We start from the raw sequence: 15,525 nt of genomic DNA, 5'->3' as shown, positions 1-15,525 counted from the left end.
CGACCGGGTGTCGGAAAGCCCGCATCCGTTTGGTTGAGCGACCGGTCTGGGCCCGGTCCTGCTTGTGGCTGCTTTGCCGGGCCGTTGCCCGTCTGAAGCAGCTCGTACATCGTAGTTCCGGTCTGCTCGGCGTGTCAACTTGACTGTTCACGTTGATTCGCTCTGCTCGTTCCGGAGCTCGGTAACCGTAGCATGAACGAGGTCCGAGTGTCTCGGGCTGATCTTTGCCGGTCACCCGCCGCGCTTCGGTTCCTTGCGGTTCCTCGTCGCGACGACTCGGAATACATTACACACGACACGGGGCCGGCGCAAAAGCGCCGGCCCCGTGTGAGGTGCTGCCGGTGACACCCGGCATGGCAGGGTGCTCAGTCCTCCAAGGTCATGCCTCGAACGTCACCGCCGCCAGGTTCTTCTTGCCCCGGCGCAGCAGCGCGAACCGCCCGTGCAGCAGGTCCGCCTCGCTCACGGTGGCGTCCTCACCGGCAACCTTGCGGCTGTTCACGGAGACCCCGCCCTCCTTGAGCGTCCGGCGTGCCGCGGACTTGGACTCGGAGAGTCCCGTGGCGACGAGCAGCTCCGCGACCGGGTGCTCCCCCGCCGGCACCGTCGCGTGCGGCAGTTCTGCCGCGACGGAGGAAAGGGTCTCCTCGTCCAGGTCCTCAAAGGAACCCTTGCCGAAGACGGCAGCGGAGGCCTCGATGGCCTTGCGCGTGGCCTCGGGCCCGTGCACGAGAGTGTTGACGTCCGCGGCCAGCACCTTCTGCGCCTCACGGCGGTACGGCTCCTCCTCCGTGAGACGCCCCAGCTCCTCGATCTCCTTTCTGGTGCGGAAGGTGAAGACCTTGAGCCGGTCCACGACGTCCGCGTCCGCGGTGTTGAGCCAGAACTGGTAGAACGCGTACGGCGAGGTCAGCTCGGGGTTGAGCCAGATGGCGTTGCCCTCCGACTTGCCGAACTTGGTGCCGTCCGAGTTGGTGATGAGAGGGGTTCCGATGGCGTGGACCGTGGCCCCCTCTGTCTTGCGGACGAGCTCCGTGCCGGAGGTGAGGTTGCCCCACTGGTCGGAGCCGCCGGTCTGCAGCACGCAGTCGTACTCGCGGTAAAGGTTCAGGTAGTCCAGTCCCTGCAGGATCTGGTAGCTGAACTCGGTGTAGGAGATGCCCTCCTCCGAGTTCAGGCGCTTGGCGACGATGTCCTTCTTGATCATCGTGCCCACGCGGAAGTTCTTGCCGATGTCCCGCAGGAAGTCGATGGCCGAGAGCTTGGACGTCCAGTCCAGGTTGTTGACCATCCGCGCGGGGTTCTCCCCCTCGAAGGACAGGAAGCGCTGCACCTGTGCCCGCAGCAGGTCCACCCACTGCGCGACGGTCTCGCGCGAGTTGAGGACGCGCTCGGAGGTCTGACGCGGGTCGCCGATCAGACCCGTGGAGCCTCCCACGAGTCCCAGCGGGTGGTGGCCGGCGAGCTGCAGCCGCCGCAGCAGCAGCAGCTGGACGAGGTGTCCCAGGTGTAGGGACGACGCCGTGGGGTCGAAGCCGCAGTAGTACGTGATCGGGTCGCCGTCGATCGCCTCGCGCAACGCCTCCGGGTCCGTGGAGACCTGGATGAGTCCGCGCCAGTTCAGCTCGTCCCACAGGGACGTGAAGGAGGGGTCGTTGTGCTGCGAGGTGAGATCTGTGGTCGACACGGGGACCAAGTTATCAGGTCGCCGAGACGCCACGAACTGGGCCCGACGGGGTCGTCGTCGCCCTCCGCCGCCGCACCGCGCCGTGCGTGGCCGCGAGCACCTACGGCGCGACCACGCCGTCCGGCATGCCGTGGGCCGCCACGAGGTGGAGGCGCTGGGTGGGCCGGGTCATGGCGACGTACAGGTTGCCGGGGCCTCCGGAGGGGTCCGCGGCGACCTCGGCGGGCTCCACGACCACCACGGAGTCGAACTCCAGGCCCTTGGCGTCCCACGGGGTCAGCAGCATGATGCGCCGGTCGAGGCTGCGCATACCCGCGGCCACCAGACCGGGGAAGGCGCTCTCCAGCGCCGAGCCGACGGCGGCAATGCGGCGTTCCGGGCACACCACGCCCACCAGTCCGCCCGAGAGCAGCTCGAGCTCCTCGGCCACGGACGCCACCACGCGCTCGACCACCTGCTCGTCCGAGTCCGCGGTGAGCAGGACCGGGGGTTGCCCGTCCCGCACGGCGGTGGGCTGCGAGACCGTGAGCCCGGCCGCGCGCGCCACCCGCACCGCGGCGTCCGCGATGGGCTGCGGCGTGCGGTAGTTGACCGTGAGCTCCTCGAGGGTGAAGCGCTCCCCCACGAAGGGCTCCAGCGCACCCTGCCACGTGGTCGCGGCGGCCGCATTGCCAGCCTGGGCGATGTCGCCCACGACCGTGAATGACTTCAGGGGGCAGCGGCGCATCAGCACGCGCCACTGCATGGGCGAGAGCTCCTGCGCCTCGTCCACGACCACGTGGCCGTAGGCCCACGTACGGTCCGACGACGCCGCCTCGGCCGCGGTCACACGGTGCGGCGCCTCGGCGTTGAAGGCCGTGAGCTGCTCGACCGTCACGACGCCCTGGGCGCCGATGTCCTCGAAGCCCTCGGCCATGGTTTCCAGGGCCTTCTGCGCGGACTCCTGCGCCTTGCGCTCCTCGAGCGCGCGGTCGCCCCGCACCTTGATCCCGGCACTGGCAAAGTCGCCGAGCAGCTCCGCGGCCTCGTCGAGCAACGGCACGTCCGCCACCGTGAGGGGTGCGTCCACGGGGCGCAGCAGGCGCGCGACCTGCTCGTCCGTGAGTCCGCGCGCCGCCGAGCGCAGGTAGCGCTCCTTGCCGAAGAGCTGAGAGACGAGCTGCTGCGGGGTCAGCGGCAGCCACAGGAGGTTGAGCGCAACACGCACCTCGCGGTTCTGACGCAGGTCCTCCCGCAGGTAGGAGCGGTCCATCGTGGACCCGGCCTTCTCGTTGAGCTCCGCACCCAGGGTGTCCGCGAGCTCCTTGACGACGACCTTGACGAAGGTCTCGCGGGCCTCGTTGTGCGGCTTGCCCGTGGCGCGGGCCTTCTCCCGCGCCCGGCGGACCAGGGCGGGGTCGAGCTTGACGTCGTGGCCGTCCACGGAGAGCCACTGCGTGCGCTCGGGGATCTTCTGCCGGTCGGCGACCGCTCGCCGGACCACGTCCACCATGTGCAGCCCGGACTTCCAGCGGGCGACCCACGGGTCCTCCTCGACGGTGCCGTGTACCCCCGGGTAGAGGTCCGCCAGCGAGGACATCACCACGCCGGTCTCGCCCAGCGCCGGCAGCACGCGCTCGATGTACCAGAGGAAGGAGGAGGACGGGCCCACGATCAGCACGCCGGACTTCGCGAGGCGTTCCCGGTACTCGTAGAGCAGGAACGCGGCACGGTGCAGCGCCACGGCGGTCTTGCCGGTGCCGGGTCCGCCCTGGACCACGCGCACACCGGACAGCGGGGCCCGGATGATGCGGTCCTGCTCGGACTGGATCGTGGCGACGATGTCGGTCATGCGACCGGTGCGCTCGGAGTTCAGGGCCGCCATCAGGGCGCCCTCGCCGTGCACGACGTCTTCGTCCGCGACGGCCTCCGGCACGAGGACGTCGTCCTCCAGCGCCGTGACCTCGCGGCCGTCCATGATGAGGTGGCGCCGCCGCACGAGGTCCATGGGACTCGCGGCGGTCGCCTGGTAGAAGGCGCCGGCCTCGCGGGCGCGCCAGTCCAGGACGAGCCTCTGGTGGTCCTCCGTGGCCAGTCCGAGGCGGCCCACGTAGTGGCGTTCGCCGTCCACGGTGTCCAAGCGTCCGAAGACCAGCCGCTCGTCCACCGAGTTGAGCTGGGCGAGCCGGTCCTCGTAGTGACCGGCGAAGGCGTCCCGCTCGGAGCGGGCCTGGTGACCGCCGCCGAACTGGGTGGTGCGGACGCGGCGCAGCTCCTGGTCGTTGAACTCCCGCAACTCGTCCAGGCGGGCGTAGGCCCCCCGCACGTAGCGGCGCTCTGCCTCGAGCTGCCGCGGCACTTCCACCGCTGCGGATTCCTCCACGAACTTCACCTCACGCACACTGCCGACGGGACCGGTCGCTCAACCGGCGATCGTCCATCCTACCGTCCGGTGCATTCCACCAGCCCGCTCACACGCGCAGCAGCGCGCGGACCCGGTGGCCACCCAGCTGCGTGCGGCCGCGCAGGGCAGTGAGCTCCATGATCACGCCGAAGCCGGCGACGTTGTAGCCGCCGCGGGTCAGCAGCGCCGACGCCGCGCCCAGCGTCCCGCCGGTGGCCAGGACGTCGTCGAGCACCAGGACGCGCGAGCCGCGCGGGGCGTCGTCCGTGTGGATCTCCAGGGTGCCCGTGCCGTACTCCAGGTCGTAGGACTGGGAGAGCACCTCGCGGGGCAGCTTCCCCGCCTTGCGCACCGGGATGATCCCCACGCCGGAGGCGTACGCGACCGCGGCGGCGATCATGAACCCCCGGGCCTCGACGCCGGCCACGCAGTCGTACTGGCCCCGGAAGGCATCCACGAGCGCGTCCACCGTGCGGTGGAAGCCTGCTCCGTCCGCGAACAGCGGTGTGAGGTCGCGGAAGAGCACCCCCGGCTCGGGGTGGTCCGGGATCTTCTCGCACAACCGGTCGATCATCTGTTCAACGGATTCAGTCACCCGCCCATGGTATCCGCCGACCGTGCGGCCTCCCGACGCCTCCGCGCACGGACGTCCGGCCCCGCCGCGCCCGGGGCCGTCGTCAGCACGTCCGGAGCCACTCGCTCCGGATTCACCGCGTGCGGCGCCGCTTGACGGTGGCCTTGCGGTACGGCGAGACCGACGGCTCCCCCGCCAGGGCGTAGCGCCACGGGAACTCTTCGCTCCCGCCGGGTCCGGTGACGCCCGTCCGCGGTGTCACGACGACGTCGCCCGCGGGGTCCGCGGGCAGGGCCAGTCCCGTCCACGACGGTTCCGGCGCGCGGTCCACGGCGGCACGGACGGCGGCCACGGGATCACCGTGACGGCCGAGGTCCGCGAGCGCGGCGCCGTCGTCCTCCCGCGAGAGGCCGAGGGCGCGCGCCACGTTGCCGGGCCCGCGTGCCAGAGCGGCGTCCGCGGGCGCGGTGCTGCGGGTGGCGAGCCTGCGGTCCACGGCGGCGTCGTGACCCAGCACGACCTCGCCGGAGCGCACGAGGATCCCACCGCCCACGCCCTCGTCGCGGCACACGAAGTTCACCGCGTGGTGCAGGCCGTACGTGAAGTAGACGTAGATGCGGCCCGGTGCCTCGAACATGGACGCGTTACGCGCCGTCCTGCCTCGGTAGGTGTGCGCCCCGGGGTCCGGCAGGTCCGAGTCGTGGGGCCCGCCGTAGGCCTCCAGCTCGGTGATGCGCAGGGCCACCGCGCCGTCCGGACGCACGCACACGAACACCGACCCGAGCAGTCCCGGCGCGACCTCCGGAGCGGGCCCGAGCAGCAGCTCGTGCAGCCCGGGCGTCACGAGACGACGGGTTCGCGGGTCTCGAACGCCGACAGCGCGGCCATCCGGTCCTCGAGCGCCGCGAGCTGCTGCGCCACGGCCTCCAGAGCAGTGCCACCCTGCGAGTTGCGCGAGGACAGGGAGCCTTCCACGGTGAGCACCTCGCGGACGCCCGGCGTGAGGTGCGGGGAGATCTGCGCGAACTGCTCGTCCGTGAGGTCCCACAGCTCGATGCCGTGCTCCTCGCACACCCGCACGGCGTCCCCGGAGATCTCGTGGGCCTCTCGGAACGGCACGCCCTGGCGCACGAGCCACTCGGCGACGTCCGTGGCGAGCGCGAAGCCCTGCGGGGCCAGCTCGGCGAGGCGCTCAGCGTGGAACTCGAGGGTTCCCATCATCCCGGCGACCGCCGGCAGCAGCACCTCGAGCTGGTCGATCGCGTCGAAGACCGGCTCCTTGTCCTCCTGCAGGTCGCGGTTGTAGGCGAGCGGGAGACCCTTCAGCGTGGCGAGCAGACCGGCGAGGTCGCCGATCAGACGGCCCGCCTTGCCGCGCGCGAGCTCCGCGACGTCCGGGTTCTTCTTCTGCGGCATGATCGAGGAGCCGGTCGAGTAGGCGTCGTCGAGCGTGACGAACGAGAACTCCTTGGTGGCCCACGTGGTGACCTCCTCGCTCATGCGGGAGATGTCCACGGCGGCCATCGCGCAGACCCACGCGAACTCCGCGTACACGTCCCGGGCGGCCGTGCCGTCGATCGAGTTGAAGACCGCGGAGTCGAACCCCAGCTCGGCGGCGACGGCGTTCGGGTCCAGCCCCAGGGACGAGCCCGCGAGCGCGCCGGAGCCGTACGGGGAGACCGCCGCGCGGGCGTCCCAGTCCACGAGCCGTTCGACGTCGCGCAGCACGGCCCACGCGTGCGCGAGCAGGTGGTGGGACAGCAGCACCGGCTGCGCGTGCTGCAGGTGCGTGCGCCCGGGCATCGGGGCGTAGGGGTGGCGGCGCGCCTGGTCCACGAGCGCCCGCACGACGTTCAGCAGGTTGCGGGCGATGATCGAGGCGTGGTCGCGCAGGTACATGCGCCCCAGCGTGGCGATCTGGTCGTTGCGCGAGCGCCCGGCCCGCAGCTTGCCGCCCAGCGCGGCCCCGGCCCGCTCGATCAGTCCGCGCTCGAGGCAGCCATGGACGTCCTCGTCGGACGCCGCCGGGACGTAGGCGCCGCTGCGCACGTCCGCCTCCAGGCGGTCCAGGGCGTCGATCATCCCGCTCAGCTCGTCCGCCGTGAGCAGCCCCGCCGTGTGCAGCACCCGGGCGTGGGCGCGTGAGCCAGCGATGTCGTACGGCGCGAGCCGCCAGTCGAACTGGGTGGACTTGCTCAGCGCGGCCAGGGCGTCCGCCGGTCCCCCGGCGAAGCGGCCACCCCACAGGGCGCCCTCGTTGGTTCCGTGCTGCTCGTGCTGGGCCATGGTGCTCCTCGGGACGGTGGTGGATGGTGAGGACGACGACGTGGTGCTGGTGCGGGCGGCGCTCGCGCGCGCTCGGACGGGGCCGCCCGGGCGGCGTCGTCGAACGTGCTAGACGTGCCGTGGCGACGTGCCGGACGTGACGAACGGCCGGGCCCCAGTCTAGGAGCCCGGCCGTTCGTCACGGCGCCTCGCGGGCGCGGCGCTCACGCGCGGTGCGCGCTCGAGCCTGCGCTCAGGCGTCGCCCAGGTTCTGCTCGCGCCGGGATGCGACCTTGGAGGACATGCCGAACAGCTCGATGAACCCACGGGCGTTGGACTGGTCGAACGAGTCGCCCTCGTCGTAGGTGGCGAGGTTGAAGTCGTAGAGACCCGTGTCCGAGCGGCGGCCCGTGACGGTCGCGCGGCCCGCGTGCAGCTCCATGCGGATGTCGCCGTTGACGTACTTCTGGGTGTCCTCGATGAAGACGTCCAGAGACTTCTTCAGCGGGGAGAACCACTGGCCGTCGTAGACCAGCTCGGTCCAGCGCTGGCCCACGGTGCGCTTGAAGCGGGCCTGCTCGCGCTCGATCGTGACGTTCTCGAGCTCCTTGTGCGCGGTGATCAGCGCCATGGCACCCGGGGCCTCGTAGATCTCACGGGACTTGATGCCCACGAGCCGGTCCTCGACGATGTCGATGCGTCCGACGCCCTGCGCACCCGCACGCCGGTTCATCTCCTGGATGGCCTGCAGCGGGGACACCGGCTTGCCGTCGATCGCCACGGGGATGCCCCGCTCGAACGTGATGACGACCTCGTCCGCGGCGGGCGGGAAGGTGGGGTCGTCCGTGTAGTCGTAGACGTCCTTGGTGGGACCGTTCCAGATGTTCTCCAGGAAGCCCGTCTCCACGGCGCGGCCCCACACGTTCTGGTCGATCGAGAACGGGTTCTTCTTGGTGGTCACGATGGGGAGGTCGTTCTTCTCCGCGTAGGAGATGGCCTTCTCGCGGGTCAGCGCGAGGTCCCGCACCGGCGCGATGCACTTGAGGTCCGGGCCCAGGGTCTGGATACCCACCTCGAAGCGGACCTGGTCGTTGCCCTTGCCCGTGCAGCCGTGGGCCACGGTGGTGGCTCCGAACTGCTTCGCGGCCTGCACCAGGTGCTTGACGATCACTGGACGGGAGACCGCGGAGACCAGCGGGTAGGAGTCCATGTAGAGGCCGTTGGCCTGCAGCGCGGGCATGCAGTACTCGCTCGCGAACTCGTCACGCGCGTCCGCGACGTAGGCCTCGACGGCGCCGCAGTCCAGTGCGCGCTGACGGATCGTCTCGAGATCCTCGCCGCCCTGTCCGACGTCCACGGCCACGGCGATCACCTCGGCGCCGGTGGCCTCGCCGATCCACCCGATGGCCACGGACGTGTCCAGTCCACCCGAGTAGGCCAATACAACGCGATCACTCACGGAGTTCTCCTCACACTGCTCAACGACGACTCTGACTGCGCGGTGCGACCCGCGCTCTGTGCATGACTATACACACCAATCAGTATTTATGCATCGAGGGTCAGTTCCCGCTTGAGGATCTTGCCCGTGGGGCCCTTGGGCAGCTCGTCCGTGACGCGGTAGACGCGGGGGTACTTGTACTTGGCCACGCGCTCCTGGACGAAGCCGTCGAGCTCCTGCGTGAGCGCCTCTTTCCCCTTGGAGTCGAGGACCGCGGACTCGAAGACGACGACGGCGCCGACCTCCTCCCCGTGGGTCTCGCTCGGCACACCCAGCACCGCGGCCTCGACCACGCCCGGGAACTGGTAGATGACCTCCTCGATCTCGCGCGGGTACACGTTGTAGCCGCCGCGCAGGATCATGTCCTTCTTGCGGTCCACGATGAAGATCGCGCCGTCCTCGTCCTTGCGGCCCATGTCACCGGTGTGGAACCAGCCGTTGCGCATGGCCTCCTCCGTGGCCTCCGGCTTGTTCCAGTAGCGCTTCATGACATACTGCCCGCGCACCACGATCTCCCCGACCTCGCCGGTGGGGACCTCATGGTCGTCGCCGTCCACTATCTGGATCTCGGCGCCGTCCACCACCGTGCCGATGGAGCCGGGCTTGCGCACGTTGCCGGGCTGGTTGAAGCACACGATCGGGGAGGTCTCGGAGAGGCCGTAGCCCTCGTAGACCGTGGTGTCGAAGACCTTCTCGAACTTGGCCATGACCTCCACGGGCATGGCCGAGCCGCCCGAGACGGCGGCCCGCAGGTCGATCCCCTCGGTGGTGCCCCCGCCCTGGCCGAGCGTGTGCAGCAGCGCGACGTACATGGTGGGCACACCCACGAAGATGTTCACGCGGTCCCGCCGCAGGATCTCCAGCGCCTTGACCGGGTGGAAGCGGGGCAGCAGCGAGACCGCCGCGCCACGACCCACCACACCGTTGAGCGCCACGGTCTGGCCGAAGACGTGGAAGAACGGCAGCCCGCCGAACATGACGTCACCGTGTTTGAGGTCGAAGAGCTCGCCTGCCACCTCCGCGTTGGAGAGCAGGTTGTGGTGGGTCAGCTCGGCACCCTTGGGACGCCCGGTCGTGCCTGAGGTGTAGAGCAGCACCGCGGTGTCGTCGTCCGCGCGCTCCACGACCTCCGCCGCGGGCTCCACCGACTGCAGGTGGCCCACGGTGCCGGTCGCGCTGATCGGCAGGACCGAGACGCCGTCGAGTTCCTCGACGGCCTTCTGGCTGGCCGCGGCCATGTCCTCCCACGCGAGGACGAACGAGACGCCGGCGTCCTGAAAGTGGTAGGTGAGCTCGCGCGGGGTGAGCAGGGGGTTCAGCGGGACCACCACGCCGCCCGCGCGCAGCACCGCGTAGTACAGCACGGCCATGTGCGGGACGTTCGGCAGCACGAGCGCCACGCGGTCTCCCGGGCGGATGCCGTTGGCCGTGAGCAGGGCCGCACCGCGGGCCGAGAGCTCGTCGAGCTGCCCGTAGCTCATGGGCAGGTCGTCGAGGATCACCACGGGGTCGGAGGGGTACTTCGCGGCCGACGTGGTGAGCAGTGTGGCCAGATTGGTCATCGTTCCTCCCGGAAAATACGTGTGATGTTTAACACGTGAGACTGCCAGTATCGGGTACCCGAGTCAAACCCCGAGGCCGCACCGGTGCACTCCGTGCCAGACTGGGGAGAGAACCCCCGATCGTCCCGGCGATCCCCACGGCCGTCCGGCCCGCCGGACCCGCACCCGTATCCCGCACCCCGAAGGAGTTCCCGTGACCCAGCCGGACCCCGCACCCCAGACCCCCCAGCTGAGCGAGGCGGAGCTCGCCTACGCGAACTCGCTCTTCGACGCAGCCCGCAACGGCGACACCGAGACCCTGCGTGCCGCGCTCGACGCCGGCGTGCCGGTGAACCTCACCAACGGCAAGGGCGACACCCTGCTGAACCTCGCCGCGTACCTGGAGCGCGAGGACACGGTGGCCATGCTGCTGAAGAAGGGCGCGGACACCGAGCGCGTGAGCGACATGGGCTTCACCGCCCTGGTCTGCGCCGTGTTCCGCGGCAACGAGGCCATCACCCGCATGCTCCTGGAGGCCGGCGCCGGTCAGGCCACGGGCCACCAGCACGCCCAGGACGTGGCCGAGGTCTTCGGGCAGCAGCACCTGCTGCCGCTGCTCACGCAGTACGGCACGCGCGAGAGCTGAGGGCGACGCCGCGGCGTCGACCTCAGCGGGCGAGGTCGAGGAAGAGGCGCGAGAGGGCCGCGCCGCCCCGCGGGTCCCGCGCGACGACCATGATGGTGTCGTCCCCGGCGATCGTGCCGAGGATCTCGGGCACCACCGCGTGGTCGATCGCGGACGCGAAGTACTGGGCGGCGCCCGGCGGGGTCCGCAGCATCACGAGGTTGGCGCTGCCCTCCGCGGTGACGAGCAGCTCCCGGCACAGCGAGGCCAGCTTGGTCTCCGCGCTCTCGCGGGTGATCCCCGTGGCGGGCGAGCGGTCGGCCCCGGCACGCGGCATCGCGTAGACCATGCCACCGTGCGCCGAGCGGACCCGCACGGCCTCCAGCTCCACGAGGTCGCGGGACAGCGTGGCCTGCGTGACCTGGATGCCGTCCGCGGCGAGCAGCTCCGCGAGCTCCGCCTGGGAGTGGATGTCCCCGCCGGTCACGAGTTCCAGGATCCTGGCCTGGCGCGCGGTCTTGGTGGTGGGCATGCTCACCGGGACCCCTCCCTCCGCAGCGCGGCCGGGAGGTCCGCGGAGAGTCCCGAGGAGTCCAGCAGGAACGTGAGCAGCGCCTTCTGCGCGTGCAGCCGGTTCTCCGCCTCGTCCCACACGAGCGAGGCGGGGCCGTCGATGACCTCGGCGGCCACCTCGTAGCCGCGATAGGCGGGCAGGCAGTGCAGGAACACGGCCTGCTCCCCCGCGAGCGCCATGGCCTCCTCGTCCACCGAGTACGGCCGGAAGATCCGGGTCCGCTCGGCCTTCTCGTTCTCCTGCCCCATGGAGACCCAGGTGTCCGTGACGACGGCGTCCGCGCCCCGCAGGGCCTCGGCCGGGTCCGTGGTCACGAGCACGGAGCCGCCGGTCTGCTCGGCGCGCTGCTGCGCGGCGGCGACGACGTCCTCGCGCGGCAGGTACTCTTCCGGGCCCGCCACGCGCACGTGCATCCCGGCGGTGGCGCCGCCCAGCAGGTAGGAGTTCGCCATGTTGTTCGCGGCGTCCCCCACGTAGGCGAGCGTGCGGCCCGGCAAGTCTCCGACGTGCTCGCGCAGGGTCATCAGGTCCGCCAGGATCTGGCACGGGTGGTAGTCGTCCGAGAGCGCGTTGACCACCGGGACGGTGCTGTGCTCGGCCATCTCCTCGAGCCCGGACTGGGCGTAGGTGCGCCAGACCACCGCGGCGAGCATCCGGGAGAAGACCCGGGCGCTGTCCGCGATGCTCTCCTTGTGACCGAGCTGCGACTCCCCCGGGTTGATGATCAGAGGGCTGCCCCCGAGGTCGCTCACACCCGCGGCGAACGACACACGGGTGCGCGTGGAGGTCTTGTCGAAGACCACCGCCACGGTCTGCGGTCCGGCGAGCGGGCGGCGGGAGAACCGGTCCGCCTTCAGGGACAGCGCGAGGTCGAGCACCTCGGTCTGCTCCTCGGGGGTGAGGTCGGTGTCGATCAGGAAGTGGCGCAGCATCGGGGATCCTTCGTGGGGAGCTGTAACGGGGTGGTGCGGGGACTCAGCCGCGACGGGCGGTGTCCAGCAGCAGCGGCAGGGCGGCCACGAACGTGTCCGCCTCCCGCTCGGTGATGATCAGCGGCGGTGCGAGCCGCAGGGTGCCCGGGCCGGTCGCGTTGAGGAGGAACCCGGCATCCCGGCCCGCAGCGACGACGCGCTGGGCCACGGCGTCGTCGGGCGCGGCCTGCTCGAGGTCCACGCCGAGCAGCAGTCCGTACTGGCGGACGCGCAGCACGCCGTCGACGCCGCGCAGCCCCTCCGCGAGGTGCTCGCCCACGCGCCGTGCGCTGGCCAGCAGGTCCTCGTCCTCAATCACGCCGAGTGTGGCGAGCGCGGCGGCCATCGCGAGCGGGTTGCCGCCGAACGTGGTGCCGTGCTGGCCCGCGCCGAGCAGTCCGGAGACCTCGGGGCCCACGGTGAGCAGGGCGCCCACGGGGAAGCCGCCGCCGAGGCCCTTCGCGAGGGTCACGGCGTCCGGGAACTCCCCCTCCGGGAGCTGCGCGGTCGAGGCGAGCCATGCCCCGGTGCGCCCGATCCCGGACTGCACCTCGTCCACGACGAGCAGCGCACCGTGCTCACGGGTGAGCTCGCGGGCACGCGCCAGGAAGCCCTCGGGAAGTCCGAGCACACCGGCCTCGCCCTGGACGGGCTCCACGAAGACGGCGGCCACGGTGTCGTCGAGGGCGGCCTCGAGGGCCTCCACCGTGGCCGGGACGTGGCTCACCCCCGAGGGCAGCGGCTCGAACGGAGCACGGTACGCCTCCTTGGCGGTCAGGGCCAGGGCGCCCATCGTGCGGCCGTGGAAGGAGTGCTCCAGCGCGATCACCCGCTCACGCGGACGGCCCCGGGAATCCGGGTGCTCTGTGCCGTGGCGGCGGGCGAGCTTGAACGCTGCCTCGTTCGCCTCCGAGCCCGAGTTCGCGAAGAAGACGTGCGAACCCTGCGGGGCGGCCGTGAGCTCGAGCAGCCTGCGGCCGAGCGCGATGCCACCCGGGGACGTGAAGAGGTTGGAGATGTGGGCCAGCGTGCCCGCCTGCTCGGAGACGGCCTTCACCCACGCGGGGTGCGCGTGCCCCAGCGCGTTGACCGCGATCCCGGCCAGCAGGTCCAGGTACCGCTTCCCGTTCGCGTCCGTGACGTGCACGCCCTCGCCCGAGACGAGCACGAGGGAGGGATCCCCGAACACGCCCAGGAGGGTGTCCCTGTACTGCTCCAGGAGGTCGTCCTGCTGCGCACTCATGCGTTCTCCGTTCCGTCCGGTGTGACCTCGGTGCCGATGCCCGTGTCCGTGAAGATCTCCAGCAGGGACGAGTGCTCGGAGCGCCCGTCCACGATGCTCGCGCGCGGCACACCGCCCTCGACAGCCCGCAGCGCAGCCCGCATCTTGGGGATCATGCCCGACTCCAGCGTGGGCAGCATCTCCCGCAGCTCGGACGCGCTGAGCGAGGAGATCAGCGAGGACCGGTCCGGCCAGTCCGCGTAGAGGCCCTCGACGTCCGTGAGGGCCACGAACTTCTCCGCGCCCAGCGCCACCGCGACCTCCGCGGCAGCCGTGTCCGCGTTCACGTTGAGGACCTGGCCGGTGAGCGATCCCAGGCCGGCGGCGGCGTCGTCCGAGTCCGCGAGCTCCGGGGCGATCGAGGCGATCACCGGGATCTTGCCGATGTCCAGCAGCTGCTCGACCGCGGCGGTGTTGACCCTCGTGACCGTGCCCACGAGGCCGAGGTCCAGCGGGGCGCCGTCCGAGCCGGCGCGCACGCGGCGCGCCTGCAGCAGCCCGGCGTCCTCGCCCGACATGCCCACGGCGTAGGGACCGTGCGCGTTCACGAGACCCACGAGCTCGCGGCCCACCTGCCCCGTGAGGACCATGCGGATCACCGACATGGCCTCCTCCGAGGTGACACGCAGCCCGTCCCGGAACTCCGAGTGGATGTTCAGGGAGTCGAGCATCGCGCTGATCTGCGGACCGCCGCCGTGCACCACGACCGGGCGGATCCCCACGTGGCGCAGGAAGACGATGTCCTCCGCGAACGCGCGGCGCAGCTCCTCGTTGACCATGGCGTTGCCGCCGTACTTGAAGACCATCGTGGACCCCGCGTAGCGCTGGATCCACGGCAGCGCCTCCATGAGGGTCGCCGCCTTGGCCTGGGCCGTTTCGTACCTGGTGTTATCGCTGAGACGTGACATGGTGTGGCGCGCTAGCTCGAGTAGGCGCTGTTCTCCTCGACGTAGTCGGGGGTGAGGTCGTTGGTCCACACGGTGGCCTGCTGGTCCCCCGTCTTGAGGTCGATCACGATGTCCACCGCGCGCGACGCCGCCATGTCCACGCCCTCGCGCGGGTCGCCGATCGCGCCGTTGCGGCACACGGTCACGCCGTTGATCGTGACGTCGATGCGGTCCGGGTCGAACTCCGCCCGCGTGGTGCCCACGGCGGAGAGCACACGGCCCCAGTTGGGGTCGTTGCCGAAAACCGCGGCCTTGAGCAGGTTCGAGCGGCACACCGTACGGGAGACGTCCTCCGCCTCGGTCTCGGTGGCCGCGCCGGTGGTGGTCACGGCGATGTCGTGGGAGGCCCCCTCCGCGTCCGTGATCAGCTGCTGCGCGAGGCTGTGGCAGACCGCCGTCAGGGCACGCGTGAACTCGACCTGGTCCGGGCTCACGGCGGACGCGCCCGAGGACATCAGCCCTACGGTGTCGTTGGTGGACATGCAGCCGTCCGAGTCCGTGCGGTTGAACGTCACCCGGCACGCCTCCTTCAGCGCGAGCGAGAGCTGCTCCGCGGGCAGCACCGCGTCCGTGGTGAGCACCACGAGCATCGTGGCCAGGCCCGGCGCCAACATGCCGGCGCCCTTGGCCATGCCGCCCACGCTCCAGCCCGCGCCGCTCGCGCAGGCCTGCTTGGAGACGGTGTCGGTGGTCATGATGGCCTGCGCCGCGGCCGCCCCCGCCGCCCGGCCCGGAGCGAGTCCCGCGACCACGGCCGGGATGCCCGCGCGCATCACGTCCATGGGCAGCTGCTCGCCGATCAGACCCGTGGAGCACACCAGGACCTCGCCGGCCCCCACTCCGAGCTGCTCGGCGACGAGCTCCGCGGTCTCGTGGGTGTTCTGGAAGCCCTGCGGGCCCGTGCAGGCGTTGGCGCCACCGGAGTTCAGCACCACCGCGCGGGCACGGCCCTGCCGGACCACTTCGCGCGACCAGTGGACGGGCGCGGCGGCCACGCGGTTGCTCGTGAACTCGGCCGCTGCGGCGTCGTCGGGACCGGTGTTGACCACGAGCGCGAGGTCGGGACCCCCGGAGGCCTTGAAACCGGCTTCAACACCCGCGGCGGTGAAGCCCGCGGCGGCGCACACGCCGGCGTCGGTGGTCACGGGGACGTCGGGGACGGGGTGCTGCGAGGACAT

At 71.1% G+C, this 15,525-nt stretch carries 13 protein-coding genes; 1 reads left to right on the top strand and 12 read right to left on the bottom strand.

Annotation, left to right across the window (positions count from 1 at the left end; translation table 11 throughout):
• Window positions 1-379 precede the first annotated feature (379 nt).
• The 7 genes from tyrS to KVA01_RS09100 form a co-directional block, all read right to left on the bottom strand.
• Window positions 380-1,687, bottom strand: coding sequence for a tyrosine--tRNA ligase (gene tyrS / locus KVA01_RS09130; RefSeq protein ID WP_141269876.1), 1,308 nt, complete (start codon window positions 1,685-1,687; stop codon window positions 380-382).
• 100 nt (window positions 1,688-1,787) lie between these two features.
• The gene (locus KVA01_RS09125) at window positions 1,788-4,049 is read right to left on the bottom strand and encodes a HelD family protein (RefSeq protein ID WP_233438828.1); all 2,262 of its coding nucleotides are present in this window, start codon (window positions 4,047-4,049) and stop codon (window positions 1,788-1,790) included.
• Between the two features lie 88 nt (window positions 4,050-4,137).
• The gene (locus KVA01_RS09120; RefSeq protein WP_141269872.1) at window positions 4,138-4,665 is read right to left on the bottom strand and encodes an adenine phosphoribosyltransferase; all 528 of its coding nucleotides are present in this window, start codon (window positions 4,663-4,665) and stop codon (window positions 4,138-4,140) included.
• 112 nt (window positions 4,666-4,777) lie between these two features.
• Window positions 4,778-5,488, bottom strand: coding sequence for a DNA-3-methyladenine glycosylase (locus tag KVA01_RS09115; protein WP_141269870.1), 711 nt, complete (start codon window positions 5,486-5,488; stop codon window positions 4,778-4,780).
• Window positions 5,485-6,930: an argininosuccinate lyase gene (argH, locus tag KVA01_RS09110; RefSeq protein ID WP_068470862.1), complete on the bottom strand. Its 1,446-nt coding sequence runs from the start codon at window positions 6,928-6,930 to the stop codon at window positions 5,485-5,487. Before argH ends, KVA01_RS09115 begins: the two co-directional genes overlap by 4 nt.
• A gap of 232 nt (window positions 6,931-7,162) precedes the next feature.
• Window positions 7,163-8,368, bottom strand: a complete 1,206-nt coding sequence (locus KVA01_RS09105; RefSeq protein WP_068470860.1) for an argininosuccinate synthase — start codon at window positions 8,366-8,368, stop codon at window positions 7,163-7,165.
• Between the two features lie 86 nt (window positions 8,369-8,454).
• Window positions 8,455-9,969 carry a long-chain-fatty-acid--CoA ligase gene (locus KVA01_RS09100; protein ID WP_068470856.1) on the bottom strand — a complete coding sequence of 505 codons (1,515 nt, stop codon included), beginning with the start codon at window positions 9,967-9,969 and terminating at the stop codon, window positions 8,455-8,457.
• Window positions 9,970-10,162: 193 nt separating this feature from the next.
• On the opposite strand from KVA01_RS09100, the gene KVA01_RS09095 reads away from it, so the two are divergent.
• Window positions 10,163-10,594, top strand: coding sequence for an ankyrin repeat domain-containing protein (locus KVA01_RS09095; RefSeq protein WP_068470854.1), 432 nt, complete (start codon window positions 10,163-10,165; stop codon window positions 10,592-10,594).
• A gap of 22 nt (window positions 10,595-10,616) precedes the next feature.
• Here KVA01_RS09095 and KVA01_RS09090 read toward each other — a convergent pair whose 3' ends face one another.
• From KVA01_RS09090 to argJ, 5 genes are read right to left on the bottom strand one after another with little or no spacing between them, the layout of a single operon-like run.
• A complete protein-coding gene (locus KVA01_RS09090; RefSeq protein WP_082810469.1) occupies window positions 10,617-11,111 on the bottom strand; it encodes an arginine repressor in 495 nt (164 codons plus the stop codon).
• The gene (argF, locus tag KVA01_RS09085) at window positions 11,108-12,079 is read right to left on the bottom strand and encodes an ornithine carbamoyltransferase (RefSeq protein ID WP_068470850.1); all 972 of its coding nucleotides are present in this window, start codon (window positions 12,077-12,079) and stop codon (window positions 11,108-11,110) included. The genes KVA01_RS09090 and argF overlap by 4 nt, the downstream gene beginning before the upstream one ends.
• A 43-nt stretch (window positions 12,080-12,122) precedes the next feature.
• Complete coding sequence (locus KVA01_RS09080) at window positions 12,123-13,361, bottom strand: acetylornithine transaminase (protein ID WP_141269868.1); 1,239 nt, start codon at window positions 13,359-13,361, stop codon at window positions 12,123-12,125.
• Window positions 13,358-14,308 (bottom strand): acetylglutamate kinase, encoded by a 951-nt coding sequence (gene argB, locus KVA01_RS09075; RefSeq protein WP_068470846.1) that lies wholly within the window; start codon window positions 14,306-14,308, stop codon window positions 13,358-13,360. Before argB ends, KVA01_RS09080 begins: the two co-directional genes overlap by 4 nt.
• A gap of 11 nt (window positions 14,309-14,319) precedes the next feature.
• Window positions 14,320-15,525: a bifunctional glutamate N-acetyltransferase/amino-acid acetyltransferase ArgJ gene (gene argJ / locus KVA01_RS09070; RefSeq protein WP_068470843.1), complete on the bottom strand. Its 1,206-nt coding sequence runs from the start codon at window positions 15,523-15,525 to the stop codon at window positions 14,320-14,322.

The sequence above is a fragment of the Kocuria varians genome (assembly GCF_006539885.1).
Classification (GTDB): Bacteria; Actinomycetota; Actinomycetes; order Actinomycetales; family Micrococcaceae; genus Kocuria; species Kocuria varians.
Note: the sequence above shows the minus strand (reverse complement) of the source record. Positions and strands in the feature narration are given on the sequence as shown.